Annotated in this window: 26 protein-coding genes and 1 pseudogene; 9 read left to right on the top strand and 18 right to left on the bottom strand. The window is 60.9% G+C overall.

Features of this window, described 5'->3' with window-relative positions:
* Positions 1-27: 27 nt before the first annotated feature.
* The 5 genes from recG to exbB form a co-directional block, all read right to left on the bottom strand.
* Positions 28-2,103, bottom strand: coding sequence for an ATP-dependent DNA helicase RecG (gene recG, locus ABTV29_RS00510; RefSeq protein ID WP_433768335.1), 2,076 nt, complete (start codon positions 2,101-2,103; stop codon positions 28-30).
* Positions 2,104-2,112: 9 nt separating this feature from the next.
* On the bottom strand, positions 2,113-3,042 hold the full coding sequence (locus ABTV29_RS00515; RefSeq protein WP_175387272.1) for a hydrogen peroxide-inducible genes activator: 930 nt from the start codon (positions 3,040-3,042) through the stop codon (positions 2,113-2,115).
* Positions 3,043-3,319: 277 nt separating this feature from the next.
* Positions 3,320-4,069, bottom strand: a complete 750-nt coding sequence (locus ABTV29_RS00520; RefSeq protein ID WP_433768336.1) for an energy transducer TonB family protein — start codon at positions 4,067-4,069, stop codon at positions 3,320-3,322.
* Positions 4,066-4,494 carry a TonB system transport protein ExbD gene (exbD, locus tag ABTV29_RS00525; RefSeq protein ID WP_175375798.1) on the bottom strand — a complete coding sequence of 143 codons (429 nt, stop codon included), beginning with the start codon at positions 4,492-4,494 and terminating at the stop codon, positions 4,066-4,068. Before exbD ends, ABTV29_RS00520 begins: the two co-directional genes overlap by 4 nt.
* 6 nt (positions 4,495-4,500) lie before the next feature.
* Positions 4,501-5,469 carry a tonB-system energizer ExbB gene (gene exbB / locus ABTV29_RS00530; protein ID WP_433768337.1) on the bottom strand — a complete coding sequence of 323 codons (969 nt, stop codon included), beginning with the start codon at positions 5,467-5,469 and terminating at the stop codon, positions 4,501-4,503.
* Between the two features lie 188 nt (positions 5,470-5,657).
* Between exbB and ABTV29_RS00535 the strand changes: the two genes are divergently transcribed.
* Positions 5,658-6,515 (top strand): SDR family oxidoreductase, encoded by an 858-nt coding sequence (locus tag ABTV29_RS00535; protein WP_433768338.1) that lies wholly within the window; start codon positions 5,658-5,660, stop codon positions 6,513-6,515.
* A gap of 139 nt (positions 6,516-6,654) precedes the next feature.
* On the opposite strand, the gene ABTV29_RS00540 is transcribed toward ABTV29_RS00535, so the two are convergent.
* The 6 genes from ABTV29_RS00540 to ABTV29_RS00565 form a co-directional block, all read right to left on the bottom strand.
* Complete coding sequence (locus ABTV29_RS00540) at positions 6,655-7,395, bottom strand: hypothetical protein (protein ID WP_433768339.1); 741 nt, start codon at positions 7,393-7,395, stop codon at positions 6,655-6,657.
* A 67-nt stretch (positions 7,396-7,462) separates the two neighbouring features.
* Positions 7,463-7,843 (bottom strand): RidA family protein, encoded by a 381-nt coding sequence (locus ABTV29_RS00545; protein WP_110965535.1) that lies wholly within the window; start codon positions 7,841-7,843, stop codon positions 7,463-7,465.
* A gap of 27 nt (positions 7,844-7,870) precedes the next feature.
* Positions 7,871-9,976: a bifunctional GTP diphosphokinase/guanosine-3',5'-bis pyrophosphate 3'-pyrophosphohydrolase gene (gene spoT, locus ABTV29_RS00550; RefSeq protein WP_433768340.1), complete on the bottom strand. Its 2,106-nt coding sequence runs from the start codon at positions 9,974-9,976 to the stop codon at positions 7,871-7,873.
* Positions 9,977-10,033: 57 nt separating this feature from the next.
* Entirely contained in the window at positions 10,034-10,297 is a 264-nt protein-coding gene (gene rpoZ, locus ABTV29_RS00555) for a DNA-directed RNA polymerase subunit omega (protein ID WP_007921129.1), read from the bottom strand.
* A 167-nt stretch (positions 10,298-10,464) separates the two neighbouring features.
* A complete protein-coding gene (gene gmk, locus ABTV29_RS00560) occupies positions 10,465-11,085 on the bottom strand; it encodes a guanylate kinase (protein WP_077046302.1) in 621 nt (206 codons plus the stop codon).
* Positions 11,086-11,097: 12 nt separating this feature from the next.
* Complete coding sequence (locus ABTV29_RS00565) at positions 11,098-11,961, bottom strand: YicC/YloC family endoribonuclease (protein WP_433768341.1); 864 nt, start codon at positions 11,959-11,961, stop codon at positions 11,098-11,100.
* Between the two features lie 267 nt (positions 11,962-12,228).
* On the opposite strand from ABTV29_RS00565, the gene rph reads away from it, so the two are divergent.
* Together rph and ABTV29_RS00575 are read left to right on the top strand one after the other, a co-directional pair.
* Positions 12,229-12,951: a ribonuclease PH gene (gene rph, locus ABTV29_RS00570; RefSeq protein ID WP_047535109.1), complete on the top strand. Its 723-nt coding sequence runs from the start codon at positions 12,229-12,231 to the stop codon at positions 12,949-12,951.
* Between the two features lie 28 nt (positions 12,952-12,979).
* Positions 12,980-13,348, top strand: a complete 369-nt coding sequence (locus tag ABTV29_RS00575) for a DUF4870 domain-containing protein (RefSeq protein ID WP_433768342.1) — start codon at positions 12,980-12,982, stop codon at positions 13,346-13,348.
* A gap of 59 nt (positions 13,349-13,407) precedes the next feature.
* Here ABTV29_RS00575 and ABTV29_RS00580 read toward each other — a convergent pair whose 3' ends face one another.
* Positions 13,408-14,187 (bottom strand): exodeoxyribonuclease III, encoded by a 780-nt coding sequence (locus tag ABTV29_RS00580; RefSeq protein ID WP_110965529.1) that lies wholly within the window; start codon positions 14,185-14,187, stop codon positions 13,408-13,410.
* A gap of 82 nt (positions 14,188-14,269) precedes the next feature.
* Between ABTV29_RS00580 and pyrE the strand changes: the two genes are divergently transcribed.
* Positions 14,270-14,914, top strand: coding sequence for an orotate phosphoribosyltransferase (gene pyrE, locus ABTV29_RS00585; protein WP_011336558.1), 645 nt, complete (start codon positions 14,270-14,272; stop codon positions 14,912-14,914).
* 181 nt (positions 14,915-15,095) lie between these two features.
* On the opposite strand, the gene argB is transcribed toward pyrE, so the two are convergent.
* From argB to coaBC, 4 genes and pseudogenes are all read right to left on the bottom strand, one after another.
* On the bottom strand, positions 15,096-16,001 hold the full coding sequence (argB, locus tag ABTV29_RS00590) for an acetylglutamate kinase (RefSeq protein WP_110965528.1): 906 nt from the start codon (positions 15,999-16,001) through the stop codon (positions 15,096-15,098).
* 17 nt (positions 16,002-16,018) lie between these two features.
* Positions 16,019-17,422: pseudogene (locus ABTV29_RS00595) on the bottom strand (phosphomannomutase/phosphoglucomutase); the annotation flags it as partial.
* A 246-nt stretch (positions 17,423-17,668) separates the two neighbouring features.
* Complete coding sequence (dut, locus tag ABTV29_RS00600) at positions 17,669-18,124, bottom strand: dUTP diphosphatase (protein ID WP_110965526.1); 456 nt, start codon at positions 18,122-18,124, stop codon at positions 17,669-17,671.
* A gap of 5 nt (positions 18,125-18,129) precedes the next feature.
* The gene (gene coaBC, locus ABTV29_RS00605; RefSeq protein WP_110965525.1) at positions 18,130-19,338 is read right to left on the bottom strand and encodes a bifunctional phosphopantothenoylcysteine decarboxylase/phosphopantothenate--cysteine ligase CoaBC; all 1,209 of its coding nucleotides are present in this window, start codon (positions 19,336-19,338) and stop codon (positions 18,130-18,132) included.
* A 135-nt stretch (positions 19,339-19,473) separates the two neighbouring features.
* Between coaBC and radC the strand changes: the two genes are divergently transcribed.
* Positions 19,474-20,148 (top strand): RadC family protein, encoded by a 675-nt coding sequence (radC, locus tag ABTV29_RS00610; RefSeq protein WP_433768343.1) that lies wholly within the window; start codon positions 19,474-19,476, stop codon positions 20,146-20,148.
* Between the two features lie 67 nt (positions 20,149-20,215).
* Here radC and ABTV29_RS00615 read toward each other — a convergent pair whose 3' ends face one another.
* On the bottom strand, positions 20,216-21,802 hold the full coding sequence (locus tag ABTV29_RS00615; RefSeq protein WP_433768344.1) for an ABC transporter substrate-binding protein: 1,587 nt from the start codon (positions 21,800-21,802) through the stop codon (positions 20,216-20,218).
* A 444-nt stretch (positions 21,803-22,246) separates the two neighbouring features.
* On the opposite strand from ABTV29_RS00615, the gene rpmB reads away from it, so the two are divergent.
* Both rpmB and rpmG read left to right on the top strand, forming a co-directional pair.
* Positions 22,247-22,480, top strand: coding sequence for a 50S ribosomal protein L28 (rpmB, locus tag ABTV29_RS00620; protein WP_003177273.1), 234 nt, complete (start codon positions 22,247-22,249; stop codon positions 22,478-22,480).
* 11 nt (positions 22,481-22,491) lie between these two features.
* Positions 22,492-22,647: a 50S ribosomal protein L33 gene (gene rpmG, locus ABTV29_RS00625; RefSeq protein ID WP_003177274.1), complete on the top strand. Its 156-nt coding sequence runs from the start codon at positions 22,492-22,494 to the stop codon at positions 22,645-22,647.
* A 189-nt stretch (positions 22,648-22,836) separates the two neighbouring features.
* On the opposite strand, the gene ABTV29_RS00630 is transcribed toward rpmG, so the two are convergent.
* Entirely contained in the window at positions 22,837-23,199 is a 363-nt protein-coding gene (locus tag ABTV29_RS00630) for a cupin domain-containing protein (RefSeq protein ID WP_433768345.1), read from the bottom strand.
* A 394-nt stretch (positions 23,200-23,593) separates the two neighbouring features.
* Between ABTV29_RS00630 and ABTV29_RS00635 the strand changes: the two genes are divergently transcribed.
* Positions 23,594-25,087, top strand: a complete 1,494-nt coding sequence (locus ABTV29_RS00635; protein WP_433768346.1) for an aldehyde dehydrogenase — start codon at positions 23,594-23,596, stop codon at positions 25,085-25,087.
* A gap of 191 nt (positions 25,088-25,278) precedes the next feature.
* Positions 25,279-26,424 carry an MFS transporter gene (locus ABTV29_RS00640; protein WP_433768347.1) on the top strand — a complete coding sequence of 382 codons (1,146 nt, stop codon included), beginning with the start codon at positions 25,279-25,281 and terminating at the stop codon, positions 26,422-26,424.
* Positions 26,425-26,477: the final 53 nt, after the last annotated feature.

Below are 26,477 nucleotides of genomic sequence, written 5' to 3' on the forward strand. Positions count from 1 at the left end.
CCCATCCTCCAGAAACTGAGACGGTGCTCACACTTGTCCATATTGCTGCCCGTGGCGCAGCCAGCGGTCGAGTAATGGGCTCACGTGATCCGGCCAGCGTTCGAGCAAGGCTTGGGCTGCGTCGCGTACCGCGGGCAGCAGGTCGGCGTCGCGCATCAGGTCGGCGACCTTGAATTGAAGCAGACCTGTCTGCCGCGTGCCGAGCATTTCACCCGGGCCGCGCAGTTCGAGGTCTTTTTCGGCGATGACAAAGCCATCGTTGGTTTCACGCATGATACCCAGGCGCTGACGGCCGATCTGCGACAGCGGTGGATGGTAGAGCAGTACGCAATGGCTGATCGCGCTGCCTCGCCCGACGCGGCCGCGCAACTGGTGCAGCTGCGCCAGCCCCAGGCGTTCCGGGTTTTCGATGATCATCAGGCTGGCGTTGGGCACGTCCACGCCGACCTCGATCACGGTGGTCGCCACCAGCAGCTGCAAGTTGCCGGCCTTGAATTCGGCCATGACTGCGGCCTTCTCGGCGGGCTTCATGCGACCGTGGATCAGCCCGACCTTCAACTCGCCCAGCGCGGCGGTCAGGTCTTCATGGGTGCTTTCGGCGGCCTGGCAGGTCAGCTCTTCCGATTCTTCGATCAGTGTGCACACCCAGTAGGCCTGGCGCCCTTCGGCACAGGCGCTGCGCACCCGCTCGATGACTTCGACGCGGCGGGTGTCGGTGATCAGCACGGTGTTGACCGGGGTCCGGCCAGGGGGGAGTTCGTCGAGGATCGAAGTATCGAGGTCGGCGTAGGCGCTCATGGCCAGCGTGCGCGGGATTGGCGTGGCCGTCATGATCAACTGGTGCGGGCACATGCGTCCGCCGACACCTTTCTGGCGCAGAGCCAGCCGCTGCTGCACGCCGAAGCGGTGCTGCTCGTCGATGATCACCAGCGCCAGATTCTTGAATTGCACCTCGTCCTGAAACAGCGCGTGGGTGCCCACCACCATCGGTGTGCCGCCAGCGATCTGCTCCAGCGCGGCGGCGCGGTTCTTGCCCTTGAGCTTGCCGGCCAGCCACGCCACTTCAATGCCCAGTGGTTCGAGCCAGCGCTTGAAGGTGATGAAGTGCTGCTCGGCGAGAATCTCGGTGGGCGCCATCAGCGCCACTTGATAGCCAGCTTCCAGTGCCTGCAATGCGGCGAGGGCAGCGACTACGGTTTTACCCGCGCCGACGTCGCCCTGAATCAGCCGCAGCATGGGCTCGCGCTGACTCAGGTCGTAGGCAATTTCATTGCCCACCCGTTGCTGGGCGCCGGTGGGGTTGAACCCCAGGTTGGCCAGGTATTTGGGCGGCAACTGCGTGGCTTTGGGCATGGCCGGTGCGCGCAGCGAACGCATGCTTTCGCGCAGGCGTTGCTGGGACAATTGATGAGTGAGCAATTCTTCAAAGGCCAGGCGGTGCTGGGCCCAGTGATGCCCGAGGGCCAATTCGTCGACATCGGCATCGGCGGGCGGGTGGTGCAGATAACGGATCGCATCGGCCAGCGGTGCCAATTGGTAATCGCGGGCCAGTTCGGTCGGCAGCCAGTCGGGCAGGCTGGTGGGGCCGAGCATGGTCAGGGTCTGCATGCACAACTGACGAAGGCGTTGCTGGGTCAGGCCTTCGGTGAGCGGATATACCGGGGTCAGGGTTTCATCCACGGGCGGCGGTTCGTCGCCGGAGATGGCGCGATATTCCGGGTGGTAGATTTCCAGCCCCGAGGCGCCAGGTCGTGCTTCGCCATAGCAGCGAATCCGAGTGCCGCGCTTGAGGCCTTCCTTCTGCGCGTTGCTGAAATGGTAAAAGCGCAGGCTCAGCCCGCCGGTGCCATCCTGCAGGCGCACCACCAGGCTGCGGCGACGGCCCATCACCACGTCGGCACCGCTGACGGTGCCTTCGATCACGGCGTCCTGCCCAGGGCGCAGCGCACCGATCGGCACCACGCGGGTGCGGTCCTGATAACGCAGGGGCAAGTGAAACAGCACGTCCTGGAGATTCTCCAGGCCGACCCTGGCCAGTTTTTCGGCCATGGCTTCGCCGACGCCCTTGAGCGCCGTCACCGACACTTGCGACAACTCGGTCATGACGCTTGCTTAGCCCGCCACCACCTGCGCGGACGGCTTGGCCACCGAGCACAGGCGAATGGAGTCAGCGAGGATTTCAATGGCCTTGGGGCGCGGGAAGCTGGCGCGCCAGGCGATCGCCACCGTGCGATAGGGCGTTGGTGCCGACAGCGGCCGGACTTCGATCACGCCAGGGGCATAGTGATGACTGTCGACCGCCGACAACGGCAGGATCGACACGCCCAGGCCGGAGGCAACCATGTGGCGAATGGTCTCCAGCGAGCTGGATTCCACCGTGGTGTGCTTGGCACCGTCGTTGCCCTTGGTCAGGGTCGGGCAGGCTTCCAGGACCTGATCGCGGAAGCAGTGGCCTTCGCCCAGCAACAGCAGGCTCTTGTCGTTGAGCAGGCTGGCGTCGATGGATTCCTTCTGGGTCCACGGATGCTGGGCCGGCATCAGGACATAGAACGGCTCGTCGTAGAGTTGCAGCGTCAACACGTCGGCTTCGTTGAACGGCAGGGCGATGATGATCGCGTCGAGTTCGCCGTTGCGCAGCTTGTCGCGCAGCACGTGGGTGAAGTTTTCTTCGATATACAACGGCATCTGTGGGGCGACCCGGTGCAGTTGCGGAATCAGGTGGGGAAACAGATAGGGGCCGACGGTATAGATCGCGCCGACTTTCAGCGGTGCGGTCAGCTGGTTCTTGCCGGCCTGGGCCAGTTCGCGAATGCCCTGGGCCTGTTCCAGCACCTTTTGGGCCTGGGCAACAATGCCTTCGCCGACCGGGGTCAGGCGCACGGCGCTTTTGCTGCGCTCGAAAATCAGCACACCGAGTTCGTCTTCAAGCTTTTTCACACCCACCGACAGGGTCGGTTGGCTGACGTGGCAACGCTCGGCCGCGTGGCCGAAGTGCTGCTCTTGGGCGAGGGTAACGATGTAGCGTAATTCTGTAAGAGTCATAGCAAGCGTCCATGAAGTTGCGGGCCAAGCATACCGGCTGCAATCGATAGACGCACGTTATCAGAAGGTATGTGTCGGGTGACACCGGGCAATGCTTGTTTGCCGCTGGCAGATAGGTAAAAGGCACCTTTCGGTGCCTTTTGGGGATTCTGTATACGCCGCAAAACTCTGTAGGAGCTGAGCTTGCTCGCGATGGCGGTGATCAGTCAACGATAATGCTGAATGATATGGCCTCATCGCGAGCAGGCTCAGCTCCTACCGGGTCATGCGTTTATGTTTAACGCCGGTGTTTGTCTATCGAGTAGACAAAGGGTGCAACAATCTCAATCGAGCCGTTGGTAAGCATGTGTGCCGGTGGTTTTGGCAGCGGCTGGGCGCGGCGGATCATGTCCAGGGTGGCCCGGTCCAGATCGGCAGTGCCTGAGGCGCCCACCAGCTCGAATGACAAGACATTGCCTTCGGCATCCACTACGAAACGCAGGCGGTTCATGCCTTCCTTGCCCCGGGCCTGAGCGCTGGCCGGGTACTTCTTGTACTTCTGCAGGTGCGCGAGCAGAGTGCCTTCCCAACTGGCCTTGGCGGCGACTTGAGCAGCTGAAGGACCCGGCGCAGGTGCGGCGGATTTTTCAGTCGGTGCCGGCGTCGGTGGCGCTTCGCTCGGTTTGGCTTCGGAAGGTTTTTCCTTCGGCGGCTCCGGCTTCTTCTCCACCGGCTTGGGCGGTTGCGGCTTGGGCTTTGGCTTGACCGGTTTCGGAACGGCGATCTCGGCCTTCGGCGCTTCGGCGAGTTTCGGGATCGGCAATTCTTCAACCGGAGCCGGTGGCTGCGGTGGGGTGACGACCTTCGGCGGTGCAGGCGGTGGCGGGGCCGGGACCGGTGCCAGCTCGACCATCATTGCCTGGGGCGGCAATTCGATGGGCGGGCGGGCGGTCCAGTTCACGGCCAGCGCGATGGCCAGCGCGTGAACGCCCAGCACAATGGCCAGGCTACCGCTGTAACGCGTCAGCTTATGGCGCGTTGTGATCATTTCTTGACTGCCGACTCGAGCCCAACCAAACCAACCTTCAGGTAACCGGCCGAGCGCAGGTTGTCCATCACGCTCATCAGGTCGCCGTAATCCACGCCTTTATCGGCCTGGAAGAAGATCGTCGTGTCTTTCTTGCCCTGGGTCTTGGCGTCGAGCGTGGCGCCGAGTGCTTCGGCCTTCACTTCGTCGTCGCCCAGATACAGGCGCTGGTCAGCCTTGACGCTGAGGAACACCGGTTTCTCGGGCCGCGGCGCCGGTTTGGCGGTAGAGGCGGGCAGGTCGACCTTGATGTCCACGGTGGCCAAGGGTGCCGCCACCATGAAGATGATCAGCAGCACCAGCATCACGTCAATGAACGGCGTGACGTTGATTTCGTGGTTTTCGGACAGATCGTCGTCTGCCCCTTCTTTCAAATGCAGGCCCATGGCCGATTACCCCACTTTCACCATGTGCGGTTGCGAGCTGCGCTCAGGCTGGTGATCGAGGTCACGGCTGACCAGCAGCAGGACTTCTGCCGACGCGTCGGACACCTGCGCCTTGTAACCGGCGATTGAGCGGGCAAACACGTTGTAGATCACCACCGCAGGAATCGCTGCGACCAGGCCCAGCGCGGTCGCCAGCAGGGCTTCGGCGATGCCTGGAGCCACGACGGCGAGGTTGGTGGTCTGGGTTTTGGCGATGCCGATGAAGCTGTTCATGATGCCCCACACGGTACCGAACAGACCGACGAACGGCGCGGTGGAACCAATGGTGGCGAGCACGCCGGTGCCGCTGCTCATGTTGCGACCGCAGGCTGCTACCAGGCGCTCAAGACGGAAGCTGACGCGTTCCTTGATGCCTTCTTTTTCCCGGGCGCTGGCCGACAGGTGCATTTCTTCCAGAGCGTCGTGCACCAGCAGATTGGCGAGGGTGCCTGGCTTGGTGGCGGTAGCGCTGGCTTCCTTGAGGGTGGCGGCTTTTTTCAGGTGTACGATCTCGGTGCGCAGGCGACGCTTGGCGCCCATGAGCTCGAGGCCTTTGGCGATCCAGATGGTCCAGGTGATGATCGAGGCGATGGCCAGGCCGATCATCACGGTTTTCACGACGACATCGGCATTCTGGTACATGCCCCACGGCGACAGGTCATGGGCCATGCCCAAGGTGTTGTCGGCTTCGAGGACTTCAGGCGCGTTTTCACCGAGGGCTTCTTGAGCCGGTGCGGCCTGGGTCGGGTCGGTTGCGGCGGGAGCGGCAGGGGTGGCATGGTCGGCTGGCGCCGCAGCGGTGGCCTGCGTGGCCGGTGCCTGAGCGTCAGCGAAAGCGGCAACCGGTGCCAGCATCAGGCTGAGAAGCAGGGCGGCCATGGCGCTCCAGGCGCGAGGTCGTTTGGTTGGCGAAGCGAAGGTTTGGTTGCGTGTCATGCTGGCCGGACCTGAGATAGAAAAACGATGGTGCTCTTCCAGGCCTCGTAAGGCCGAGAACAAAAGTGGCGCGTATTATTGCAAGTAATTCTTGTTAACAAAAGTAATAGAGTCTCTTTTTTTCCTGTACTGCTAGCCGCTCGTCCAGTGCCAGCGCTAGTCTGTCCGTTTCCAAGGGGAGTTTTCTGATGTCCGTGCCTTCTGTTTTGATCGCCGGTTGCGGTGATGTCGGCAGCCGTCTTGCCACGCAATTGCTGGCCGGTGGCTGGGAGGTTCATGGCTTGCGGCGCGATGTTTCACGCCTGCCTGACGGGGTGATCGGCGTAGCCGGCGACCTGTTCAACAAGGATTGCCCGGCGACCTGGCCGATTGGCGCGGTGGATTACCTGGTGTATTGCGCGGCCGCCACCGATCACGATGAGGCGGGCTACCGCGCCGCTTACATTCAAGGCTTGCAGCATGTACTGGAGTGGCTGGACGACTACGGACAAGTGCCCAATCGGCTGTTGTTCGTTTCCAGCAGCAGCGTCTACGGCCAGCAGCAGGGCGAGTGGGTCGACGAGACGTCGCCGGCAGTCGCGTCCGGCTATTCAGGGCGGGTGATGCTGGAAGCCGAGCAGATTGCACTGGATAGCGACATCCCGGCCAGCATCGTGCGGTTGACCGGTATCTACGGTCCGGGGCGTGAGTGGTTGCTGACCCAGGTGCGCCGGGGTTATCGCGTGGCGGTAGATCCGCCGTTGTATGCCAATCGAATCCATGCCGACGACGCCGCCGGCCTGTTGGCGTGCCTGCTTGAAGCGGATCGACGTGGCGTGGCGCTGGATGATGTCTATATCGGTGTCGATGACGCGCCGGCCGCGCTGGCGGATGTGGTGGGCTGGTTGCGCGAATACCTGGGTGTGACGGAGTGGGCGGAGGACGCCAGTGTGCGTCGCACCGGGAGCAAGCGTTGCAGCAATGCGCGAGCGAAGGCGTTGGGGTGGGAGCCGAAGTATCCGAGTTTCCGCGAGGGGTATGCGGCGATCCTTGAGGGGCGCTGCTGACTTCTATTCTCCCCATAACAACTGTGGGAGCGAGCCTGCTCGCGATAGGTCTTAACATTCAACATCATCGTTGACTGTTACACCGCCATCGCGAGCAAGCTCGCTCCCACATGGGGTCTACTTTGCAGTTAGATCCGGGTTATTGCTTCTCGAGCAACCACTTGCGATCACCCGGCGTGAACTGCGGCTGCTCATCCGCCAAGGCGGTGTTCACGGCCTGGAAAATTTCCAGCTCCTTGCCTTTGCGCGCAAAGATCCATGGGTTTCCCTGGCCATTGAGTTGCAGCCACATGTTGTCGTTGCCGCCGCTCATCGAGGCGCAATCACCGGCCAGGCACAACGCATAGCGATCAGCCCCTTGCAGGCCAGTCACCTGGCCGTCGGCCAGGAACTGCACGGTTGCCCCTTCACCGGGGCCGCTGATGATTTTCCAGCTGCCGCCCATGTAGGCCGAGTACAGCGCGCGTTCAAAGCTGGCACCGATCGGTGCGCCATCGGGCACCGGGATCAGCGCGCGATCGAAGACCTGGGCAGGTTCGTTTTCAGTCGCGGCCTGGCTCAATTGCTTGCCGTCGCGCTTCAGTTCACTGCCGGAACTGCCATAAAAGTCGATTTTCCAGGCGCCGGACTCTTCGCCCGACAGCTTGCCGTCGACATTCTCAAAACCATTGGTATAGCGGGCCTGACCGGCCTTGGTGTTGACGTCCCATTCCAGGTTAGGACCATAGGCCTGGAGCGCTTCGCGCAGGGGAACGCCCTTGGAGGCTGCATCGATCGCCACCTGATTGATCCAAGTGCCGCTGATATCACGGTCGGCAGGGTCGCTGGCACAACCGCCCAAAAGCAGGGCGAGCAGCGAGAGAGCAAGCGCTTTGCGCATGGTGGAATCCTTTCAAGCTTTACTTTACAGCAGAGCGGTGGCGCAGCCCGGGGCTGCGCCGGACACATTATTCGATGACCAGGATGGCATCCATTTCAACCTGTGAACCCTTTGGCAGGGCTGCGACGCCGATGGCGGCGCGGGCTGGGTATGGCTGTTCGAAGTATTTGCCCATGATCTCATTGACCTTGGCGAAGTGGCTCAGGTCGGTGAGGAAGATGTTCAGTTTGACGATGTCCTTGAACGAGCCACCGGCAGCTTCAGCCACGGCCTTGAGGTTCTCGAACACCTGGACGGTCTGGGCTTCGAAGCCTTCGACCAATTCCATGGTTTTTGGGTCCAGAGGAATCTGACCCGACATGTAAACGGTGTTGCCAGCCTTGATCGCCTGGGAGTAAGTACCGATGGCGGCCGGGGCCTTGTCGCTGGTGATAACAGTCTTGGTCATGTATGACTCCTTGTAATGGATGGATGGCTACGCACGCATGCGGGTGATGCGAATCACCCCGGTCAGGGCGCGCAGTTTCTTGATCACGCGAGCCAGGTGCACGCGGTCGTGCACGCTGACCACCAGTTGGACGACGCTGATGCGACCATCACGCTCGTCCATGCTGATTTTCTCGATATTACCGTCTGCCGCGTTGACGCTGCTGGCCAGCAGGGCGATCAGGCCGCGCTGGTGTTCCAGCTCGACGCGCAGTTCGACATTGAATTCGCCGGTGACATCCTTGGCCCACGAGAGCTGGATGCATTTTTCCGGGTTGTGGCGGATTTCACTGATGTTGCGGCAATTGTCCAGGTGCACAACCATGCCCTTGCCGGCGGACAGATGGCCGACAATCGGGTCGCCCGGGATCGGCGTGCAGCACTTGGCGTAACTGAGCACCAGGCCTTCGGTACCGCGAATCGCCAGCGGGCCTTCCGGGCTCGGCAGCTGTTCGCCTTCGCCGAGCAGCCGGCGCGCCACGACATAGGCCATGCGATTGCCCAGGCCAATGTCTTCCAGCAGGTCTTCAGCCAGTTCGAGGCGATATTCGGCGAGAATGGCCTTGATTCGCTCGGCCGGGATTTTTTCCAGCGAGCTGTCGAAGCCGTTGAGGACTTTGTTCAGCAGGCGTTCGCCCAGGCTGATGGACTCGGAGCGGCGTTGCAGTTTCAGCGCGTGACGGATGTGCGTGCGCGCCTTGCCGGTCACCACGAAATTGAGCCACGCCGGGTTCGGACGTGCGCCCGGAGCGCTGACGATCTCGACCGTGGAGCCACTTTGCAGCGGCTCGGACAGCGGTGCGAGACGACGATTGATCCGGCACGCGATGCAGCTGTTGCCCACGTCGGTGTGCACCGCGTAAGCGAAGTCGACCGCCGTGGAGCCTTTGGGCAGCTCCATGATTCGGCCTTTGGGCGTGAACACGTAGACCTCGTCCGGGAACAGGTCGATCTTCACGCTTTCAATGAATTCCAGCGAGTTGCCGGCGCGTTGCTGCATCTCCAGCACACCCTTGACCCACTGGCGGGCGCGGGCGTGAGTGCCTTTTGGCTGCTCGTCGCCACTGGATTTGTACAGCCAGTGGGCGGCGATGCCGTTGTTGGCCATCTCTTCCATTTCGCGGGTGCGGATCTGGATCTCGATCGGAACGCCGTGCATGCCGAACAGCGTGGTGTGCAGCGACTGATAGCCGTTGGCCTTGGGGATCGCGATGTAATCCTTGAAGCGACCCGGCAGCGGTTTGTACAAATTATGAACAGCACCAAGCACGCGGTAGCAGGTATCGACCTTGTCGACGATGATCCGGAACGCGTAGACGTCCATGATTTCGTTGAAGGCCCGACGCTTGCCGCGCATCTTCTTGTAGATGCCGTAGAGGTGTTTCTGGCGACCGCTGACCTCGCCCTGGATGCCGTCGACGGCCAGGCAGTGGCTGAGGGATTCTTCGATCTTGTTGACGATTTCCTTGCGATTGCCCCGGGCGCGCTTGACGGCCTGGTAGATACGCGCGGAACGCATCGGGTGCATGGCCTTGAAGCCGAGGTCTTCGAACTCTATGCGGATGGCGTGCATGCCCAGCCGGTTGGCGATGGGCGCATAGATTTCCAGGGTTTCCTTGGCGATGCGTCGGCGTTTTTCGCCAGACAGCACTTCCAGTGTGCGCATGTTGTGCAGGCGGTCGGCCAGCTTGACCAGGATCACGCGAATATCGCGGGCCATGGCCATGGCCATTTTCTGGAAGTTTTCGGCTTGTGCCTCGGCCTTGGTCTCGAAGTTCATCTGGGTCAGTTTGCTGACCCCGTCGACCAGTTCGGCCACGGTTTCACCGAACTGCGCTTGCAGCGCTTCCTTGGCGATACCGGTGTCTTCGATCACGTCATGCAGCATGGCCGCCATCAGGCTCTGATGGTCCATATGCATGTCGGCAAGAATATTCGCAACCGCGAGTGGGTGCGTGACGTACGCCTCACCGCTACGACGGCGTTGACCGTCGTGGGCTTGTTCGGCGTAGAAATACGCTCGGCGGACCAGGTTGACCTGGTCTTTGCCGAGGTAGGTCGATAAGCGATCGGCGAGGGCGTCTATGCTCGGCATGATGTCTCCTGCCAAAAGCTGTGATCCCGCGCCGTGCTACGTCGACCAGGCATAGGCTTAGACGGCCTCGTTGGACTCGTCCTCGAATGCAGCAAAAAGCGGTTCATCTTCAACGATTTCGGCTTCGGCGATAGCGGCGTAGTCGATCAGGCCTTCAGCGATTTCACGCAGGGCGACAACGGTAGGCTTGTCGTTTTCCCATGCTACTTTCGGCTCTTTGCCGCCGGTGGCCAGTTGACGGGCACGCTTGGTAGAGAGCATGACCAGCTCAAAGCGGTTATCCACGTGTTCTAGGCAGTCTTCAACGGTTACGCGGGCCATGGTCTTCCTCGTAGCAAATGCAATATGCGCGCTGCCCGGATGGGCGAGCGGACTCGACAGTTTAAAAAATCACCAGCGATTAGGGAAGCGCTGATTTTTTGATCAAGCCCTTCAACGCGCTGCAAGTGCCAATGTAAAGCCCTCGCAGCGGTTTTGGGAAGAGCGGATCAGCCCAACAATTCAGCCAGCAATTTGCCGTGGCGCTGCTGTTGACGCTTCTGCTGCAGCTGATTGGCACGGAAAATCGCTTTCAAATCGTGCAGTGCGTGGGCGAAATCGTCGTTGATGATCAGGTAGTCGTAATCGACGTAGTGGCTCATTTCGCTGACGGCTTCACGCATCCGGCCATCGATGATCTCGTCGCTGTCCTGGCCACGGTTGGTCAGGCGCTGGTGCAAGGCCTGCAACGACGGCGGCAGAATGAAGATCGAGCGGGCCTGAGGCATCAGCTTGCGCACTTGCTCGGCGCCCTGCCAGTCGATTTCCAGAATCAGGTCATGGCCTTCATCCAGTGTCTGCTGCAGGTGGCTTTGCGAGGTGCCGTAGAGATTGCCGAAGACTTCGGCGCGCTCGAGGAAGTCCCCGTGCTCGATCATCTTCACGAATTCGCTGCGGTCGACGAAGTGATAGTTCACGCCGTTCACTTCACCGGGGCGCATGGCGCGGGTGGTGTGGGAGATCGAGACGCGGATCTCCGGATTGGCGTCGGTCAGGGCCTTGACCAGGCTGCTTTTGCCCGCGCCGGAGGGGGCGGAAATGATGTACAGGGTGCCGGTGCTGTGGGTCATGTCAGGTATGCCTTACTCAATATTCTGCACTTGTTCGCGCATCTGCTCGATCAACACCTTGAGGTTGACCGCTGCCTGGGTGCTGCGCGGATCGAAGGCCTTGGAGCCCAGTGTGTTGGCCTCGCGGTTGAGCTCCTGCATCAGGAAGTCCAGGCGCCGCCCGGCCGCGCCGCCGGATTTGAGCACCCGGCGAACTTCGATGATGTGAGTGCTCAGGCGGTCCAGTTCTTCGGCGACGTCGCTTTTTTGCGCGAGCATGACCATTTCCTGCTCCAGGCGCTGCGGGTCCATCTCGGCCTTCATGTCGGCGAAACGGTCGAGCACTTTCTGGCGCTGGGTGGCGAGCATCTGCGGAACCAGTTCCCGCAGGGTTACCACGTCTTCTTCGATGGATGTCAGGCGATCGTCGATCAGCCGTGCCAGCTCCGCGCCTTCGCGCTCGCGGCCGGCCTTGAGCTCCTTGAGTCCCTGGTTGAAGAGTGCCAGCGCTTCAGCGTTCAAGGCTTGCGGGTCGGTTGCGTCGCCCACGAGCACGCCGGGCCAGGCCAGCACTTCCAGGGGGTTCAGCGCTGCCGGATTCTTGATCAGGCTGGCGACGGTCTCGGCAGCTGCGACGAGTTGCGCGGCGCGTGCCTGATCCACTTGCAATGGTTTACCGGTATTTTCTTCAGTGAAGCGCAGGGTGCATTCGAGCTTGCCTCGGGACACGCCCTGGCGCAGCGCTTCGCGGACGGCGCCCTCGAGATCGCGAAAGGACTCCGGCAGGCGCACGTGGGGTTCCAGGTAGCGGCTGTTGACCGAGCGCAGCTCCCAGCTCAGGGTGCCCTGGACGCCGGCTTTCTCGACGCGGGCAAAGGCGGTCATGCTGTGCACCATGGAGGCACCTCGCAATGCAGATCGGCCAGAATCTGGCGTTCCGGGGATCCGATATGAATGAATTAAAGCCGACTGGCAGCAAAGGCGCAGGATTGTAGCGCAGTGCGGCAGGTGCGCCCAAACACAGGTAGTGACAAAGAGCTGCAGGTCGTCGGCGACAGGCTGTTCAGAGCCTTTGCTCGTCGGAGGATTTTTTTAGAAGTGCCCACGGGTGGCTGGCGGCTCTATAATGCTCCGCAGTTTTCCGTCCCCGTACAGGTATCCCTTATGAAACGTCCAAGTGGTCGCGCTGCCGATCAGCTCCGCTCGATCCGCATTACCCGCAACTACACCAAACACGCCGAGGGATCTGTACTGGTCGAGTTCGGTGATACCAAGGTCATCTGCACCGTCAGCGTCGAAAACGGCGTGCCGCGGTTCCTCAAGGGCCAGGGCCAGGGCTGGTTGACCGCCGAGTACGGCATGCTGCCGCGTGCCACCGGCGAGCGTAACCAGCGTGAAGCGAGTCGCGGCAAGCAAGGTGGCCGTACCCTGGAAATCCAGCGCCTGATCGGCCGCTCCCTGCGGGCTGCGCTGGATATGTCAAAGCTGGGCGACGTTACCCTGTACGTCGACTGCGACGTGATCCAGGCCGACGGTGGAACGCGTACCGCGTCCATCACCGGTGCCATGGTTGCCCTGGTCGATGCGTTGAAAGTGATCAAGAAGCGCGGCGGCCTGAAAGGCGGCGACCCGCTCAAGCAAATGATCGGTGCGGTTTCCGTCGGCATGTACCAGGGCGAACCCGTACTCGACCTCGACTATCTTGAAGACTCGGCCGCCGAGACCGACCTGAACGTGGTGATGACCAGCACTGGCGGCTTCATCGAGGTTCAGGGTACCGCCGAAGGCGCGCCGTTCCAGCCTGAAGAGCTGAACGCCATGCTGGAACTGGCGAAAAAAGGCATGAACGAAATCTTCGATCTGCAAAAGGCTGCACTGGCTGACTGATCGGATGGCCACAGGCAAGGAGGACGCCATGAGTGACGAGCAACAACTGCTTCCCACCCCGAGTAAAGAAGTCCGGCAGTGGGCGATGTTTTGTCACTTGTCCGCCTTGCTGGGGATCTGGATTCCGTTCGGCACTTTGATCGGCCCGCTGGTCCTGTGGCAAATGAAGCGCGAGATGGACCCGTTCATCGATGCCCAGGGCAAGGAAGCGCTGAATTTTCAGATTACCGTGGCTATCGCTTCCGCCATCAGCTTCCTACTGATGGTGGTGATCATCGGGTTCTTCCTGTTTGGCTTGATCGCCATTGGCGCGCTGGTGCTGACGATCATTGCCGGGGTGAAGGCCAATGACGGGTTGCCTTACCGGTATCCGTTCACCTGGCGGTTGATCAAATAACGAGCAATCGTCACCCACAAAAAAGCCGACATCGCTGTCGGCTTTTTTGTGTCTGTCGCTTAAATGGTCAGCGTCCAGTCGTAGTCCACGATCAACGGCGCGTGCTGCGAGAACCGTGGCTGACGTGGCAGGCGTGCGCTGCGTACGAAGCGGCGCAGGCCCGGCGTCAGGATCTGGTAGTCGAACCGCCAACCGAGGTTGAGCATTTCGGCCTGCTCGGTGTCCGGCCACCAGCTGTACTGGTCGCCTTCGCGGCTGACTTCGCGCAAGGCATCGACGTAGCCCATGTTGCCGACAATTTCGTCCATCCAGGCACGTTCAGGTGCCAGGAAGCCCGGAGATTGCTGGCTGTCGCGCCAGTTCTTGATGTCGAGCTTCTGTTGCGCCACGTACAGCGAGCCACAATAAATGTACTCGCGGCGTTTGCGCCGTTGCTTGTCCAGGTACTTGGCGAAGTCGTCCATGAGCTTGAACTTCTGGTTCAAGTCCTCATCGCCGTTCATACCCGATGGAAGCAACAAGGTTGCAATACTGACTTTGTCGAAATCGGCTTGCAGGTAGCGCCCGTAGCGGTCGGCCGTCTCGAAACCGAGACCGCTGATGACAGCCTTCGGCTGCAACCGCGAGTACAAAGCCACGCCACCTTGGGCGGGGACTTCGGCGTCGCAGGCATAAAGGAAGTATCCATCCAGTTGGAAGGCTGGATCGTCCAGTTCAAAGGCGGAGGCACGGGTGTCCTGCAGGCAGATGACGTCGGCATTCTGTGCCTGCAGCCAACTGAGCAAACCTCGCTCGACTGCAGCCTGAATACCATTGACGTTCACACTGATGATCCGCATAAATGGCCCCAAAAATCGCGTGCGTGTATGATACACGGCGTCAAGCTAATTAGCTAAATCCGTGGTATTTGGGGTTTTTTTCATGCAAGCGTATCAGCGCGATTTCATTCGTTTTGCCATCGATCGCGGCGTTTTGCGCTTCGGTGAGTTCACCCTGAAGTCCGGGCGTACCAGTCCCTACTTCTTTAACGCCGGGCTGTTCAACTCGGGTTCGGCCCTGGCGCAACTGGGGCGTTTCTACGCTGCAGCCATTGCCGAAAGCGGCATTCCCTTCGACGTTCTGTTCGGTCCGGCCTACAAGGGTATTCCCTTGGCGGCGACCACCGCCGTGGCGTTGGCCGAGCATCACAACCGTGACTTGCCGTGGTGTTTCAACCGCAAGGAAGCCAAGGCCCACGGCGAAGGCGGGAGCCTGGTGGGTGCTCCGCTGACCGGCGACGTGCTGATCATCGACGACGTGATCACGGCTGGCACCGCTATCCGTGAAGTGATGCAGATCATCGCTTCGCAGGATGGTGCCAAGGCAGCGGGCGTATTGATCGCCCTGAACCGTCAGGAGCGTGGCAACGGCGAGCTGTCGGCGATCCAGGAAGTGGAGCGCGACTTCGGCATTCCGGTGATCAGCATTGTTTCGTTGAACCAGGTGCTTGAGTTCCTGGCTGACGATCCACAGCTCAAGCAGCATTTGCCGGCCGTCGAAGCCTACCGCGCTCAGTTCGGCGTTTAGCACACGCGGCCCCTGTAGGAGCGAGCATGCTCGCGATGGAAATCGGGGCACCGCGGGTTGTCAGGCAGCCCGCATTATCGTTCACGACCATCGCGAGCATGCTCGCTCCTACAGGGGAGTGCAGGCAAAAAAAGACCCCGCTCAGCCAGGCTGAGCGGGGTCTTTTTGCATCCGCTATCGCTTAGTGACGCTTGCGATTACTGATCAGGGTGCCCACGCCGGTATCGGTGAAGATCTCCAGCAGGATCGCATTCGGCACGCGACCGTCGATGATAAGCGAGCTGCCCACGCCACCCTGAACCGCTTCCAGCGCGCAACGGATCTTCGGCAGCATGCCGCCGTAGATGGTGCCGTCGGCGATCAGATCGTCGACCTGTTGCGTGCTCAGACCGGTCAGGACCTTGCCCGACTTGTCCATCAGGCCGGCGATGTTGGTCAGCAGCATCAGCTTCTCGGCTTTCAGCGCCTCGGCCACTTTACCGGCGACCAGGTCAGCGTTGATGTTGTACGACTCGCCGTTTTCGCCAACGCCGATCGGCGCGATCACCGGAATGAAATCGCCTTTGACCAGCAGGTTCAGCAGGTCGGTGTTGATCCCGACCACTTCGCCGACGTGACCGATGTCGATGATTTCCGGCTGGGTCATCTCCGGGGTCTGGCGGGTGACGGTGAGCTTTTTCGCGCGAATCAGCTCGGCGTCTTTACCGGTCAGGCCGATGGCGCTGCCGCCATGACGGTTGATCAGGTTGACGATGTCCTTGTTGACCTGGCCGCCGAGGACCATTTCCACCACGTCCATGGTTGCGGCGTCGGTGACGCGCATGCCATCGACAAAATGGCTCTCGATCGACAGGCGCTTGAGCAGATCACCGATTTGCGGACCGCCACCGTGAACCACCACCGGGTTGATGCCGACGGCCTTCATCAGCACGATGTCGCGGGCGAAGCCGGTTTTCAGCTCCTCGCTTTCCATCGCGTTGCCGCCGTATTTGATCACCAGTGTCTTGCCGACATAACGGCGAATGTAAGGCAGCGCTTCGGACAGGACCTTGGCGGTGTTGGCGGCGGCTTCGCGTTCGAGGGTCATTCAGGGCTCCGGGTGAATCAGAACGGTAGTTGGAGATCAGGTGCAACACGCTTCAACTGGACGTGGAAGACGTCCTTGATGCGCGAAAGTTCTGCCTCGTCATCGGCCTCGAAGCGCAGTACCAGCACCGGAGTGGTGTTGGATGCGCGAACCAGGCCCCAGCCTTTGGCATAGTCGACTCGCACGCCGTCAATGGTGGTCAGGTCGGCGCCTGCGCCCCACTGCGCGTCATGCAGTGCATCAATGATGCTGAATTTGCTCTCTTCGGTCACATGGATATTGATTTCCGGCGTAGAAATATCGTTCGGGAAGGTGGCGAACAGCTCTTCCGCGGTGGATTTTTCCTTGCTGAGGATCTCCAGCAACCGTGCGGCGCTATAAATGCCGTCGTCGAAACCGAACCAGCGCTCCTTGAAGAAGATGTGCCCGCTCATTTCGCCGGCCAGCAGGGCGCCGGATTGCTTCATTTTCTTTTTGATCAACGAATGACCGGTCTTCCACATTAACGACCGGCCACCGTATTCCTTGATCAGCGGTGTCAGGCGGCGGGTGCATTTGACGTCGAAGATGATCTCGGCGCCCGGGTTGCGCGCCACCACGTCGCGGGCGAACAGCATCAGCAGGCGGTCGGGATAGACAATGCTGCCAGTGTTGGTCACCACACCGACGCGGTCGCCGTCGCCGTCGAAAGCCAGGCCGATGTCAGCTTTGGTTTCCTTGACCTTGGCGATCAGGTCGACGAGGTTCTCGGGCTTGCCCGGGTCCGGGTGGTGGTTCGGGAAGTTGCCGTCGACTTCGCAGTACAGCGGGATGACTTCGCAGTTCAGTGCTTCGATCAGTTGCGGAGCAATCACCCCGGCAGCGCCGTTGCCGCAGTCCACCACGACTTTCAGGCGGCGGGCCAGCTTGATGTCCTGAACGATTGTGGTGGTGTAGCCGTCGAGAATTTCGACTTTGGTGATGCTGCCTTTGCCGCTGCTCAGGTTGTTGCTCTTGAGGCGGTCGTGCAGGGCCTGGATCTGTTCGTTGGCCAGGGTGTCACCAGCGATGACGATCTTGAAGCCGTTGTAGTTCGACGGGTTGTGGCTGCCGGTCAGCATCACGCCGGACTTGCCGGCCAGTACGTTGGCGGCGTAGTACAACGCAGGCGTCGGCACCAGGCCAACATCGCTGACATGGCAACCGCTGTCGGCCAGGCCCTGGATCAATTGCTCCACCAGCTCCGGGCCGGAAAGGCGACCGTCGCGGCCGACGGACACATTGGGCTCGTCCTGGGCCAGACTCTGGGCACCGATGGCGCGACCGAGCCAGTAAGCCGTCTCAGCGTTCAGAAATTCCGGGACGGTGCCACGAATGTCGTAGGCGCGAAAAATACTGTCGGGGAACTTGGGGGCGACGCGGGCGGGGGTGCTCATCTGCGGAAATGCTCCATCTTGAAAGTGGCTGGACCTGCCATCGAATCATTCGCTGGCAGGTTCAAACTGAAGGTATGACGGCGTTTTTCACAGAGAGTTCGTGGTGCGAAAAGGCCATGCCACCACCACAGTGCAGAAATCAGCACAAATTTTGTGGCGAGGGAGCTTGCTCCCGCTTGAGCGCGCAACGCTCACAAAATTATTGGGCCGCTGCGCAGCCCTGCGGGAGCAAGCTCCCTCGCCACAGTCAGATCAATGGCTGCCGGAATGGCCGAAACCACCGGTGCCGCGCTGGGTCTCGACGAACTCTTCGACCATCTCGAAATGGGCCTGAACCACCGGCACCAGCACCAGCTGTGCCAGGCGTTCGCCTACGGCCATGGTGAAGTCGGTCTGGCCACGGTTCCAGCAGGACACCATCAGCGGCCCTTGGTAGTCCGAGTCGATCAGGCCGACCAGGTTGCCCAGCACGATGCCGTGCTTATGGCCCAGGCCGGAGCGCGGCAGGATCAGGGCGGCGAGGCTCGGGTCGCCGATGTAGACCGACAACCCGGTCGGGATCAGCACGGTCTCGCCCGGCTTGATCACAATGTCTTTTTCCAGCATGGCGCGCAGGTCCAGGCCGGCGGAGCCTGGGGTGGCGTATTGCGGCAGCGGGAATTCGGTACCGATGCGAGGGTCGAGGATCTTGGCTTGCAAAGCGTGCATGTAAATTAAACCTGGTTCAGTCGTTCAGCGATGAAAGTGATCAGCTGGCGAGCAATCTTGCTCTTGCTGGTCTGGGCGAAAAGTGTGGCGTGAAGGTCGCGGTCGATCACGCTGCAGGCGTTCTCTTCGCTATTGAAGCCAATGCTCGGGTTGGCGACGTCGTTGGCGACGATCAAATCGAGATTCTTGTCCTTCAACTTGCGGGCAGCGTAGTCGAGCAGGTGTTCGGTTTCGGCGGCGAAGCCGACACTGAATGGGCGGTCTGGGCGTGTGGCGATGCTGGCCAGAATGTCCGGGTTGCGCACCATTTGCAGCAACAAGCCGTCGCCGTTCGTAGGATCTTTCTTGAGTTTCTGTGGCGCGACGACTTCCGGGCGGTAATCCGCAACCGCTGCCGAGGCGATGAACAGGTCGCAAGGGATCGCGGCTTCGCAGGCGGCGAGCATGTCGCGGGCGCTGACCACGTCGATACGGGTGACGCGATCCGGGGTCGGAAGGTGCACCGGGCCAGTGATCAGGGTCACCCGGGCACCGGCTTCCACCGCGGCTTCGGCCAGGGCGAAGCCCATTTTTCCGGAGCTGTGGTTGGTGATGTAGCGCACCGGGTCGATGTTTTCCTGGGTCGGGCCAGCGGTGATCAGCACATGCTTGCCGGTCAGCGCCTGGCGCTTGAAGCAATCCGCGGCGAGCTGCGCCAGGTCGGTGGCCTCGAGCATGCGACCCAGGCCGACATCGCCGCAGGCCTGGCTGCCGGAAGCGGGGCCGAAGACTTTCAGGTCGCGGCTTTCAAGGGTTTGCAGGTTGGCCTGGGTGGCCGGGTCGCGCCACATGGCCTGGTTCATCGCCGGAGCCACGGCGACCACCGCATCGGTGGCCAGCACCAGCGTGGTCAGCAAGTCGTCGGCAATGCCTTGGGCCAGCCGGGCGATCAGATCGGCGGTGGCCGGGGCGATCAGTACCAGATCAGCCCATTTGGCCAGCTCGATGTGGCCCATGGCCGCTTCAGCGGCCGGGTCCAGCAGGTCCAGGTGCACGGGGTGCCCGGACAGAGCCTGCATGGTCAGCGGGGTAATGAATTCGGCGCCGCCACGGGTCATGACCACGCGCACTTCCGCGCCCTGGTCCATCAGGCGGCGAACCAGGTCGGCGCTCTTGTAGGCGGCAATGCCGCCGCCGACGCCCAGAACAATGCGTTTCCGATACAGCCGCTGCATAGGCCTGCCTTTCAATTCGTTGGTGACAAGCGTGGCGAAACCCCCTCCCCAGGGTGAATTCGCCCGCAAAAAAGATGGGCTACGATATCACAGCGACCGCTATGGAACAGCGGGGCCCACAGACAGGGAGGTGCTATGAGTATTCGCGATTGGCCGGCGGCGGAACGGCCGCGGGAGAGGTTGTTGAAGTTGGGATCGGCCAGTCTTTCGGATGCGGAGTTGCTGGCGATTTTTTTACGAACCGGCGTGTCCGGCAAAAGCGCCGTTGATCTGGCGCGCTACCTGTTGACGGAGTTTGGCAGCCTGCGCGCGCTGCTCGAGGCTGATCAAGCAGCCTTCAGCACACATTTGGGGCTTGGGCCGGCAAAGTTTGCTCAATTGCAGGCCGCTCAGGAAATGAGTCGCCGACATTTGGCCGAGCGTGCACGGAAAAAGCCGACGCTGGAGAATCCGCACACGGTTCGTGAATACCTGAAATCGATGCTGCGTCACGAGCGTCATGAGGTGTTCGGCTGCCTGTTTCTGGACTCCAAACACCAGGTCCTGACCTTTGAGGCGCTGTTTCGCGGCTCCATCGACAACACCAGCGTTCATCCACGCGAGGTGGTCAAGCGCGCTTTGGCACACAATGCCGCGGCCCTGATCCTCTGCCACAACCATCCGTCGGGCAATTCCACCCCCAGCCAAGCCGATCGGGTGCTGACCAAGCGCCTGCAAAAGGCGCTTGAGCTGATCGATGTGCGGGTGCTTGACCATTTCATCATCGGTGACGGTGATCCGCTTTCGATGGCTGAGTACGGGTGGATGTAGGTCTGGCGGGGGGAATGCAGAACCCTGTGGGAGCGAGCCCGCTCCCACAGGTTTGGTGGTGGCGCTGTTATTTGATGTTGACCTTCGAATAGTCCTGCCGCCCGAACGGGCTGACCGAATAACCCTCGACATCCTTGCGCGTCAGGGCGAATGCCGTCGGGTGTGCCAGGGGCAGCCACAACGCCTGTTGCTGGATCTGCGCCTGGGCCTGTTCGTAGAGCTTGGTGCGCACACCTTGCTCGCCGGTGGTCTTGCCGGCACTGATCAGCTTGTCCAGGTCCTGGTTGCAGTAGCGGGCGAAGTTGGTACCCGACTTGACCGCGGCGCAGGAAAACTGCGGTGTGAGGAAGTTGTCCGGGTCGCCGTTGTCGCCAGCCCAGCCCATGAACAGCAAATCGTGCTCACCGGCCTTGGCGCGGCGGATCAGTTCGCCCCATTCGATCACGCGAATCTCGGCCTGAATGCCGATTTCCGCGAGGTCCGACTGCAACAGCTGTGCGCCAAGGCTCGGATTGGGGTTCAGCAAGCTGCCCGACGGACGCGTCCAGATGGTGGTCTGGAAACCGTCCTTCAGCCCGGCCTTGGCCATCAATGCCTTGGCTTTCTGCACGTCATGGGAGTAGCCAGGCAGGTTTTTGGCGTAGCTCCAGGTGTTCGGCGGATAAGGACCGTTGGCAGGCTCTGCGGTGTCTTCGAACACGGCTTTGACGTAGTTGGCCTTGTCGAAAGCGAGGTTGATCGCCTGGCGTACTTCAGGCTTGTCCAGCGGTGGGTGCTGACTGTTGATGCCGACGAACGCGGTCATGAACGCGTCAGTCTTTTCCACCTTCAGTGTCGGTTCTTTCATCGCAGCCTGTACGTCCAGGGGCTTGGGCGACAGGGCGATCTGGCATTCATTGCGGCGCAGCTTCTGCAGGCGCACGTTGGCGTCCGGCGTGATGGCGAAGATCAGCGGGTCCACCGACGGCTTGCCGCCGAAGTAGTCCGGGTTGGCCTTGTAGCGAACCGAGGCGTCCTTCTGGAAGCGCGTGAAAACAAACGGACCAGTGCCGATTGGCTGGCTGTTGAGCTTGTCCGTCGCGCCGGCCTTCAACAGTTTGTCGGCGTACTCGGCCGAATAGATCGAGGCAAAACCCATGCTCAGGGTCGCCAGGAAGGTCGAGTCGGCGTGATCGAGGGTGAAACGCACGGTCAGCGGGTCAAGAGCGTCGATCTTCTTGATGAGCGCCGGCAATTGCATCGATTGCGCGTGGGGGAAGCCGCTCTGGGCGACTTGGTGCCACGGGTTGGCCGGGTCGAGCATGCGGTCGAAGCTGAACTTCACATCTTCGGCGGTCAGTTCGCGGGTCGGGCTGAAGTAGTCGGTGCGGTGGAATTTCACCTGCGGGTGCAGCTTGAATACATACGTCAGGCCATCGGGACTGATTTCCCAGCTGTCGGCAAGACTGGGGACCACTTTGCCGCTGGCTGTGTCGAAGTCCACCAGACGGTTCATCAGTACGTCGGCAGAGGCATTGGTGGTGGTCAGCGAGTTGTACTGCACCACATCGAATCCTTCCGGACTGGCCTCGGTGCAGACACTCAAGGCAGCTGCCTGGGCCAAAGGGCTCAGCAGAAGAGGGGCGAGCAACAGGGGTAGAGCAGCGAGGCGCATGGTCGGATTCCTTTACAGATCGAAGGCCCATCTGCAAGTGCAGTCTGGAAAAGGCTTACCCTAGTGGGCTGCCTTGCAAATGACTATCCCCTTTTTCATTTTGAGTGGACTATAGGCGCCTGTTTTTGCTGTGCCCGGTTGGGAAACCCGCGATTACGGTGTCGAGTGGATTTTCTGCGACGAGCGGTCGAAATCCCCCATAGCCCTTATCCAAAGCGCTTGAGGCGGGAAAAACCGGGTTTTTATCGATTCATGGCACAGCGAATGTTGTTGCTCTCCAGTCTTTCTGGTATAAAGCAGCGCTCTTTTCTAGGGGCCCGGTTCCTTCACTGTAGGTGTAGCCGGTAAGACCTCTAAAGAATCGCGGCGCCTGGCGCCACAATGACTAGAGATTAAGCGGCCAACCCATGCCGGGTTGGGCATGTGGTTTTAGAGGGCTGAGGCATGTCTAGAGTATGTCAAGTTACCGGTAAGGGTCCGGTGACTGGGAACAACATTTCCCACGCAAACAACAAAACCCGTCGTCGTTTCCTGCCGAACCTGCAGCATCACCGCTTCTGGGTTGAAGAAGAGAAACGTTTTGTGCGTCTGCGCGTATCTGCCAAAGGCATGCGTATCATCGACAAGCGTGGCATCAGTGTCGTGCTGGCCGAACTTCGTCGCGATGGCAAGGTTTAAGGGAGCTAATCATGCGTGAATTGATTCGTTTGATTTCGAGCGCCGGTACTGGTCACTTCTACACTACCGACAAGAACAAGCGCACTACTCCGGACAAAATCGAGATCAAGAAATATGATCCGGTTGTTCGCAAGCACGTGATCTACAAGGAAGGCAAAATCAAGTAATTGATTTTTCCCGACTTACGAAAAAGGCCCGTATCGCAAGATACGGGCCTTTTTTGTTGCCTTCTGGTTATGCATTGCCTGTCAGTACCTCATCGCGAGCAGGCTCGCTCCCACAATGTCCGGGTTCACTCTGATCCCCTGTGGGAGCGAGCCTGCTCGCGATAGCGCCGGGTCAATCAACGCAAATGCTCAGGCCTTCTGCTCAAACGCCACATAGACCTTGCGGCAAGGCTCCAGCACTTCCCAGGTGCCCCGGAAGCCTGCCGGGATGACGAAGCGATCACCGACCCGCAGCGTCTTGGCGTTGCCATCGAGGTCGCGCAGTACGGAAACACCCTGCAGGATTTCGCAGTATTCGTGTTCGGTGAAGTTCACTGTCCAGTGGCCGACGGCTCCTTCCCACACGCCGGTGTTCAACTGGCCGCAAGGGCTGTTGTAGTGGTTGTACACCGCTTGCTCGGGATCACCCTTGAGCACTTTCGCCGGGTCGGGGCGATAGCGTTCGGCGGCGGTGGTGGCCTGGCTGAAGTCGACGATGTTCTGGATGCTCATTGTTGTATTCCCCCGTCATTGCGGTGCGAGTGGTAAGTGTCCGGTCATGCCAATACTGTTCCTTTTTGACGGCATCTGTTGCTGTCATGCTGCGTTGCCGCTCCTCGCCATAGCGGGCTATGACTCGTCGCGGCGCCTTGCCTGACATCAACAGCTGCTCGTCAAAAGAGGAACGTATTGGCAAGACCGGACACGGATAGATCCAAAGTCTATGTTTATTAAATTGAACGTCGCAAGGCCGTTTGCCGGCCTTATGTCAAATATATTGAAACTTTACCGGCCGCTGGTTTAGGGTGGCGGTTGCCCTGGGCCGAAGACAGGCTGGCCGGGCGGAATTCCTGACAGCACCCGCGAAGAGCGCGGGTGTCGTATTCAATAAGAGGAGGACACTCGTATGACCACCCTGACTCGTGCCGACTGGGAACAAAAGGCTCGCGACCTGAAGATCGAAGGCCGCGCTTACCTCAATGGCGAGTACACCGATGCCGTTTCCGGCGAGACTTTCGAGTGCATCAGCCCGGTCGATGGCCGCCTGCTGGGCAAGATTGCCAGCTGCGACGCCGCCGATGCCCAGCGCGCTGTGGAAAACGCTCGCGCCACTTTCAATTCCGGCGTCTGGTCTCGCCTGGCGCCGACCAAGCGCAAAGCCACCATGATCCGTTTCGCCGGCCTGCTCAAAAAGCACGCCGAGGAGCTGGCCCTGCTTGAAACCCTGGACATGGGCAAGCCGATCAGCGACTCCCTGTACATCGACGTTCCCGGCGCGGCGCAAGCCTTGAGCTGGAGCGGCGAAGCCATCGACAAGATCTACGACGAAGTGGCAGCCACACCGCACGACCAACTGGGTCTGGTGACCCGTGAGCCGGTGGGTGTAGTTGCCGCCATCGTGCCGTGGAACTTCCCGCTGATGATGGCTTGCTGGAAGCTGGGCCCGGCACTGTCCACCGGTAACTCGGTGATCCTCAAGCCTTCGGAAAAATCCCCGCTGACCGCCATCCGCATCGCGGCACTGGCTGTCGAGGCCGGCATTCCGAAAGGCGTGCTGAACGTGTTGCCGGGCTACGGCCACACCGTCGGCAAGGCCCTGGGCCTGCACAACGACGTCGACACCCTGGTATTCACCGGTTCGACCAAGATCGCCAAGCAACTGATGATTTACGCTGGCGAGTCGAACATGAAGCGCATCTGGCTGGAAGCCGGTGGCAAGAGCCCGAACATCGTGTTCGCCGATGCCCCGAACCTGCAAGAAGCCGCCGAAGCCGCTGCGGGCGCCATCGCCTTCAACCAGGGCGAAGTGTGCACCGCCGGTTCGCGTCTACTGGTGGAGCGCTCCATCAAGGACAAATTCCTGCCGCTGGTGATCGAGGCCCTGAAAGCCTGGAAGCCGGGCAACCCGCTGGACCCGGCGACCAACGTCGGTGCGCTGGTCGACACCCAGCAGATGAACACCGTGTTGTCCTACATCGAATCCGGTCACGCCGACGGTGCCAAGCTGGTGGCCGGTGGCAAGCGTACCCTGCAGGAATCCGGCGGTACCTACGTTGAACCGACGATTTTCGATGGCGTGAGCAACGCGATGAAAATCGCCCAGGAAGAAATCTTCGGGCCAGTCCTGTCGGTCATCGAATTCGACAATGCCGAAGAAGCCGTCGCCATCGCCAACGACACGCCATACGGCCTGGCCGCTGCGGTGTGGACCGCCGACATCTCCAAGGCTCACCTGACCGCCCGGGCGTTGCGTGCCGGTAGCGTCTGGGTGAACCAGTACGACGGCGGCGACATGACGGCACCGTTCGGTGGCTTCAAGCAGTCCGGCAACGGTCGCGACAAGTCGCTGCACGCGTTCGACAAGTACACCGAACTGAAGGCGACCTGGATCAAGTTGTAAGCTCGTGAGGGAGTCCGGTGGTAAGCCGGACTCCTGAACGACGCAGATCCCTTGTGGGAGCGGGCTTGCTCGCGAAGGCGCCATGACAGTCAACATTGATGTTGGATGTAATGGCCTCTTCGCGAGCAAGCCCGCTCCCACATTTGCTTTGTGTCGCCTGTAAAAAATCAATATCCACAGGAGCGTGGAACATGCGTTGGGCGACGTATTTCGCCGTGTTGGCGTCTGTCTTGAGTGTCGGCCTGGCCCTGGGTGTCAGCATGCCGCTGGTGTCGTTTCGCCTGGAAAGCTGGGGATATGGCTCGTTTGCAATCGGTGTGATGGCGGCGATGCCTGCCATCGGCGTGCTATTGGGCGCGAAAATTTCCAGTCATCTGGCGGCGCGCCTCGGCACGGCCAACCTGATGCGCCTGTGCTTGTGGGGTGGGGCTTTATCCATTGGTTTGCTGGCGCTGTTGCCAAGCTATCCGGTGTGGCTGGCGCTGCGCTTGATGATTGGCGTGGTCCTGACTCTGGTGTTCATCCTGGGCGAGAGCTGGATCAACCAGCTGGTGGTCGAGGAGTGGCGCGGCCGACTGGTGGCGCTGTATGGCAGCAGCTACGCGCTGAGCCAGCTGGCCGGGCCGATTCTGCTGGGCGTGCTGGGCACCGAACATGATTACGGTTTCTGGGTTGGCGTTGGTTTGCTGGTGGCGGCTCCCTTCCTGTTACTGGGGCGCAGCGGTGCGCCCAGCAGTGAATCCTGCAGCGTGACCTTTGGTGATTTGCTGACGTTCTGCCGCGGTTTGCCGGCGATCGCCTGGGGGGTATCGCTGTTCGCAGCGTTCGAAGCCATGATCCTGACGCTGTTGCCGGTCTACTGCCTGCGCCAGGGCTTCACCACGGAAATCGCCCTGGCGATGGTCAGTACGGTAGTGGTGGGCGATGCCTTGCTGCAGTTGCCCATTGGCGCGCTGGCGGATCGCGTGTCGCGGCGTACGTTGTTTACTGGCTGCGCGATGGTCCTGCTGGTATCGAGCCTGGCCATCCCGTTGCTGATCGACACACTGCTGATCTGGCCGTTGTGGGTGCTGTTCGGTGCCAGTGCCGGCGGCTTGTTCACCCTGTCGCTGATCCTCATTGGCGAGCGCTATCGCGACGACGCGCTGGTTCGGGCCAATGCGCACATTGCGCAGCTGTGGGGAATCGGTTGCCTGCTCGGGCCGTTGATCGCCGGAGCCGGCAGCCAATGGATCAGCGGGCATGCCTTGCCGTTGCTGATGGCGGCGGGGGCGTTCGGGTTGGTGATTCTGGTGTCGCGCCAGGGGGCTTTTGGCGCGGCTCCAGAGCCGGCTTAAAAACAAACATCAAAAGATCGCAGCCTTCGGCAGCTCCTATAGTTGAAATGCGA

Source organism: Pseudomonas putida, from assembly GCF_050989985.1.
Lineage (GTDB): Bacteria > Pseudomonadota > Gammaproteobacteria > Pseudomonadales > Pseudomonadaceae > Aquipseudomonas > Aquipseudomonas putida_AI.

What these genes read in the sequence shown, in the direction of transcription:
- pyrE (WP_011336558.1), top strand. Translation starts at nt 14,270, where the DNA reads ATGCAAGCGTATCAGCGCGATTTCATTCGTTTTGCCATCGATCGCGGC.
- ABTV29_RS00545 (WP_110965535.1), bottom strand. Translation starts at nt 7,843, where the DNA reads ATGACCAAGACTGTTATCACCAGCGACAAGGCCCCGGCCGCCATCGGT.
- ABTV29_RS00565 (WP_433768341.1), bottom strand. Translation starts at nt 11,961, where the DNA reads ATGGTGCACAGCATGACCGCCTTTGCCCGCGTCGAGAAAGCCGGCGTC.
- ABTV29_RS00540 (WP_433768339.1), bottom strand. Translation starts at nt 7,395, where the DNA reads ATGCGCAAAGCGCTTGCTCTCTCGCTGCTCGCCCTGCTTTTGGGCGGT.
- exbB (WP_433768337.1), bottom strand. Translation starts at nt 5,469, where the DNA reads ATGACACGCAACCAAACCTTCGCTTCGCCAACCAAACGACCTCGCGCC.
- recG (WP_433768335.1), bottom strand. Translation starts at nt 2,103, where the DNA reads ATGACCGAGTTGTCGCAAGTGTCGGTGACGGCGCTCAAGGGCGTCGGC.
- ABTV29_RS00635 (WP_433768346.1), top strand. Translation starts at nt 23,594, where the DNA reads ATGACCACCCTGACTCGTGCCGACTGGGAACAAAAGGCTCGCGACCTG.
- radC (WP_433768343.1), top strand. Translation starts at nt 19,474, where the DNA reads ATGAGTATTCGCGATTGGCCGGCGGCGGAACGGCCGCGGGAGAGGTTG.
- ABTV29_RS00515 (WP_175387272.1), bottom strand. Translation starts at nt 3,042, where the DNA reads ATGACTCTTACAGAATTACGCTACATCGTTACCCTCGCCCAAGAGCAG.
- ABTV29_RS00630 (WP_433768345.1), bottom strand. Translation starts at nt 23,199, where the DNA reads ATGAGCATCCAGAACATCGTCGACTTCAGCCAGGCCACCACCGCCGCC.
- dut (WP_110965526.1), bottom strand. Translation starts at nt 18,124, where the DNA reads ATGCACGCTTTGCAAGCCAAGATCCTCGACCCTCGCATCGGTACCGAA.
- exbD (WP_175375798.1), bottom strand. Translation starts at nt 4,494, where the DNA reads ATGGGCCTGCATTTGAAAGAAGGGGCAGACGACGATCTGTCCGAAAAC.
- coaBC (WP_110965525.1), bottom strand. Translation starts at nt 19,338, where the DNA reads ATGCAGCGGCTGTATCGGAAACGCATTGTTCTGGGCGTCGGCGGCGGC.
- spoT (WP_433768340.1), bottom strand. Translation starts at nt 9,976, where the DNA reads ATGCCGAGCATAGACGCCCTCGCCGATCGCTTATCGACCTACCTCGGC.
- gmk (WP_077046302.1), bottom strand. Translation starts at nt 11,085, where the DNA reads ATGACCCACAGCACCGGCACCCTGTACATCATTTCCGCCCCCTCCGGC.
- argB (WP_110965528.1), bottom strand. Translation starts at nt 16,001, where the DNA reads ATGACCCTCGAACGCGAAGCCGCCGCCAACACCGCCAAGGTCCTGTCC.
- ABTV29_RS00580 (WP_110965529.1), bottom strand. Translation starts at nt 14,187, where the DNA reads ATGCGGATCATCAGTGTGAACGTCAATGGTATTCAGGCTGCAGTCGAG.
- ABTV29_RS00520 (WP_433768336.1), bottom strand. Translation starts at nt 4,069, where the DNA reads ATGATCACAACGCGCCATAAGCTGACGCGTTACAGCGGTAGCCTGGCC.
- ABTV29_RS00615 (WP_433768344.1), bottom strand. Translation starts at nt 21,802, where the DNA reads ATGCGCCTCGCTGCTCTACCCCTGTTGCTCGCCCCTCTTCTGCTGAGC.
- rpmG (WP_003177274.1), top strand. Translation starts at nt 22,492, where the DNA reads ATGCGTGAATTGATTCGTTTGATTTCGAGCGCCGGTACTGGTCACTTC.
- ABTV29_RS00535 (WP_433768338.1), top strand. Translation starts at nt 5,658, where the DNA reads ATGTCCGTGCCTTCTGTTTTGATCGCCGGTTGCGGTGATGTCGGCAGC.
- ABTV29_RS00640 (WP_433768347.1), top strand. Translation starts at nt 25,279, where the DNA reads ATGCGTTGGGCGACGTATTTCGCCGTGTTGGCGTCTGTCTTGAGTGTC.
- rph (WP_047535109.1), top strand. Translation starts at nt 12,229, where the DNA reads ATGAAACGTCCAAGTGGTCGCGCTGCCGATCAGCTCCGCTCGATCCGC.
- ABTV29_RS00575 (WP_433768342.1), top strand. Translation starts at nt 12,980, where the DNA reads ATGAGTGACGAGCAACAACTGCTTCCCACCCCGAGTAAAGAAGTCCGG.
- rpoZ (WP_007921129.1), bottom strand. Translation starts at nt 10,297, where the DNA reads ATGGCCCGCGTAACCGTTGAAGACTGCCTAGAACACGTGGATAACCGC.
- rpmB (WP_003177273.1), top strand. Translation starts at nt 22,247, where the DNA reads ATGTCTAGAGTATGTCAAGTTACCGGTAAGGGTCCGGTGACTGGGAAC.